This is a genomic window from Campylobacter majalis, from assembly GCF_905120465.1.
GTDB lineage: Bacteria > Campylobacterota > Campylobacteria > Campylobacterales > Campylobacteraceae > Campylobacter_A > Campylobacter_A majalis.
This window is the reverse complement of the sequence record NZ_CAJHOF010000035.1, coordinates 1-4132: the sequence shown is the minus strand read 5'-3', so window position 1 is coordinate 4132 and position 4132 is coordinate 1. Positions and strand designations below refer to the sequence as shown.

Below are 4132 nucleotides of genomic sequence, written 5' to 3'. Positions count from 1 at the left end.
AAACTGCAAATAAGCTAGCTAAGATTATTTTTGAAATTTTCATGTTTTATCCTTTTATTTTGGTTAGTGTTTCATTATATGATACTAGTGTAAATATTTCATTAATATTGTTTTTATTATGCTGAATTTAAATAAAAATACTTGTTTTTAACTTTGCTACTCTTATTGCTTTGAATATTTATATTTTAAAAAATAAAAGCAAATGAAGAAAATTTTAGTTTAATTATTATCTTGCAAAAGCATTGTTAAACATAAACTTATCATACTTTAAAGATCTATTTATTTAAGTTAGTTAAATCGATTTTTTAAAATCTTTGTGTTTTATGTAGTATCTATAGTATATAAAACAACTTTGAATTTTTAACATTGATAACTTTACTTAATTGCACAAGCATAATACATAACGGTAATCCAATAAATAAAGCAATAAAATAAATAATAGAAGCAATTAAAAAAGATAAAAACAAAGCTCGCAGCGACCTACTTTCCCAACATCCCAGTAAGGGAGAGTATCATCAGCCATGACGAGCTTAGCTTCTTGGTTCGAGATGGAGCAAGGCGTTTCCTCGTCTGTATAGCCACGAGCAGTGTTAAATAAAATCTAGAACTAAATCTTATTTAACACTGTTTGTGTTATTTGATGTTAGAGTTAAAGCTTGTTTATAAAAACATACTCTTGTAAGGGTTATCCTTAACAAGGAAGTGACGCTTAAAAAGATAAGCAAACGAGCTATTAGTACTGGTCAGCTAAATGACTTTCATCAATTACACACCCAGCCTATCAAACTAGTAGTCTACTAGAGCTCTTAAAAGAAGATTCATCTTGGAGTTGGCTTCGAGCTTAGATGCTTTCAGCTCTTATCACATCCGAACGTAGCTACTGAGCGATGCCCTTGGCAGGACAACTCATACACCAGTGGTTCGTTCGACCCGGTCCTCTCGTACTAGGGTCAACTCTCCTCAATCTTCTTACGCCCACGGCAGATAGGGACCGAACTGTCTCACGACGTTCTGAACCCAGCTCGCGTACCGCTTTAAATGGCGAACAGCCATACCCTTGGGACCTGCTCCAGCCCCAGGATGCGATGAGCCGACATCGAGGTGCCAAACCTCCCCGTCGATGTGAGCTCTTGGGGGAGATCAGCCTGTTATCCCCGGGGTACCTTTTATCCTTTGAGCGATGGCCCTTCCACACAGAACCACCGGATCACTAAGACCGACTTTCGTCCCTGCTTGACATGTACGTCTCGCAGTTAAGCTGGCTTATACCTTTATACTCTACGAACGATTTCCAACCGTTCTGAGCCAACCTTTGTAAGCCTCCGTTACATTTTGGGAGGCGACCGCCCCAGTCAAACTACCCACCAGACATTGTCCTGCGTGAGGATAACTCACGCCAGTTAGCTATCAGAATAAAAAAGAGTGGTATCTCAACAATGGCTCATATACAACTGGCGTCATATAATCAAAGCCTCCCACCTATCCTGCACATCTTTATCCCAATAGCAGTATCAAGCTGTAGTAAAGGTCCACGGGGTCTTTCCGTCTTGCCGCGGGTAGGAGGAATTTTCACCTCCACTACAATTTCACTGGATCCCTCTTCGAGACAGCTCCCATCTCGTTACGCCATTCATGCAGGTCGGTATTTAACCGACAAGGAATTTCGCTACCTTAGGACCGTTATAGTTACGGCCGCCGTTTACTCGGGCTTCGATCAAGAGCTTCGCATTGCTGCTAACCCCATCAATTAACCTTCGAGCACCGGGCAGGCGTCACACCCTATACATCCTCTTACGAGTTAGCAGAGTGCTGTGTTTTTGGTAAACAGTCGGGAGGGACTCTTTGTTGTAACCTTCAATGCTTACGGAGTAAATCCTTCACAAAGTTAGGCACACCTTATACCGAAGATACGGTGCTATTTTGCAGAGTTCCTTGAAGAGAGTTCTTCCACGCGCCTTAGAATACTCATCCCACCCACCTGTGTCGGTTTACGGTACGGGCAACATTATCTAAACTTAGAAACTTTTCTTGGCTCGACAGTATCAAGGATTCGCTATCCATTCCGAAGAACTTCAAACGCCTGTAGGGTCTCGACTTAAAAAGATCCGGATTTGCCTGGATCTTAATCTACACCTTTCGACCAGCACTTCCATCAGCTGGCTCCTTTAACTCTAAGCGTCCTTCCATCGCACAATAATGTTGGCATTGGAATATTAACCAATTTTCCATCGCATACCCCTTTCGGACTTTGCTTAGGACCCGGCTAACCCTACGATGACGAGCATCGCGTAGGAAACCTTGGGTTTACGGCGTTGGGGATTCTCACCCCAATTATCGCTACTCATGCCTGCATGCTCACTTCTATCCGCTCCAGCGCTCCTTACCGGTACACCTTCAACGCTGAATAGAACGCTCTCCTACCACTTAGTAAAACTAAGTCTAAAGCTTCGGTACTCATTTTAGCCCCGTTATATTTTCCGCGCAAAATCACTAGACCAGTGAGCTATTACGCTTTCTTTAAAGGATGGCTGCTTCTAAGCCAACCTCCTGGTTGTTTCAGTAACTTCACATCGTTTTCCACTTAAATGAGATTTAGGGACCTTAGCTGTTAGTCTGGGTTGTTCCCCTCTCGACGACGGATTTTATCACTCGCCGCCTGACTGCCATGATTACACACTAGGTATTCGGAGTTTGATAGGGTTTGGTACATTGGTGTATGCCCTAGCCCATTCAGTGCTCTACCCCCTAGTGCTACTACATGACGCTATACCTAAATATATTTCGGAGAGAACCAGCTATCACGATGTTTGATTGGCCTTTCACCCCTATCCACAAGTCATCCCATAGCTTTTCAACGCTAGCGGGTTCGGTCCTCCACTGGCTCTTACACCAGTTTCAACCTGCTCATGGATAGATCACATCGTTTCGGGTCTGCAGCATCTGACTAAACGCCCTATTAAGACTCGCTTTCGCTACGGCTCCAGGTTTCCTTAACCTCGCCAGACACCACAACTCGCAGGCTCATTATGCAAAAGGCAGTCCATCACCCTGATAAATCATAGGGCTCTGAATGATTGTAAGTAAATGGTTTCAGGTTCTATTTCACTCCGATCACCTCGGTTCTTTTCACCTTTCCCTCACGGTACTTGTACGCTATCGGTCTAGTAGTAGTATTTAGGGTTGGATCGTGGTCGACCCAGCTTCAGACAGGATATCACGTGTCCCGCCCTACTCAGGATACTGCTAAGTAAAACATCGCTTTCATATACGGGAGTATCACCCTCTATGCTCAACCTTTCCAGATTATTCTATTAGCTTTGTTTAGTCTATATTGCAGTCCTACAACCCCGTTAGTAAACTAACGGTTTGCCCTCTTACGCGTTCGCTCGCCGCTACTAGCGTAATCTCTATTGATTTCTCTTCCTGTTGGTACTAAGATGTTTCAATTCCCAACGTTAGCTCCATATTAGGTAGTTAAGCTCTCACTTAACTGGGTTGCCCCATTCAGAAATTCCCGGATCAAAGCCCCTTGACGGCTCCCCGAGACTTATCGCAGCCTGGCACGTCTTTCATCGCCTCTACTAGCCAAGGCATCCACCATTCACTCTTAGTAGCTTACCTTTTATTAGTATATATTTATATTCTAATTCGCATCACTTCCTTGTTAAAGATAACATTTATGTTATTACATTTAAATTCTACAATCCAAGACGGAAAGCATTGACAGATGGTATGGATAAGTTTTAAATCCCATAAAATCTTGTGATGTCAAACTTCTGCATTTAATGCAAGAAAGTAGATATTTAAATCTTTAACAAGTCCTGTAAAATTGTTTTTATTAAAACTTGCTTGTGACTCTTAACAATAGTAAATAAATGAACTTTAGACTAAAGTCTAATTAGAAAATTTAAAATAAATTCTCTAATTAAAATTTAAATCAAAAATAATGGTGGAGAATAGCGGGATCGAACCGCTGACCTCCTGCGTGCAAAGCAGGCGCTCTCCCAGCTGAGCTAATTCCCCTTCATCAATCTTTCAAAACTAAATAAGGATCAATTGAGACATTCCTTTATGATGTATATCTTGTGAGAGAATATACATTGTACTCTAGAAAGGAGGTGATCCAACCGCA

1 tRNA gene and 2 rRNA genes are annotated in these 4132 nt (G+C 42.0%); all 3 read right to left on the bottom strand.

Annotation, left to right across the window (positions count from 1 at the left end):
- Positions 1-467: 467 nt before the first annotated feature.
- Positions 468-586: ribosomal RNA gene (rrf, locus tag LQU93_RS09690) — 5S ribosomal RNA — on the bottom strand.
- 127 nt (positions 587-713) lie between these two features.
- A 23S ribosomal RNA gene (locus LQU93_RS09685) occupies positions 714-3621 on the bottom strand.
- Positions 3622-3947: 326 nt separating this feature from the next.
- Positions 3948-4023, bottom strand: a tRNA-Ala gene (locus tag LQU93_RS09680).
- Between the last annotated feature and the right edge of the window lie 109 nt (positions 4024-4132).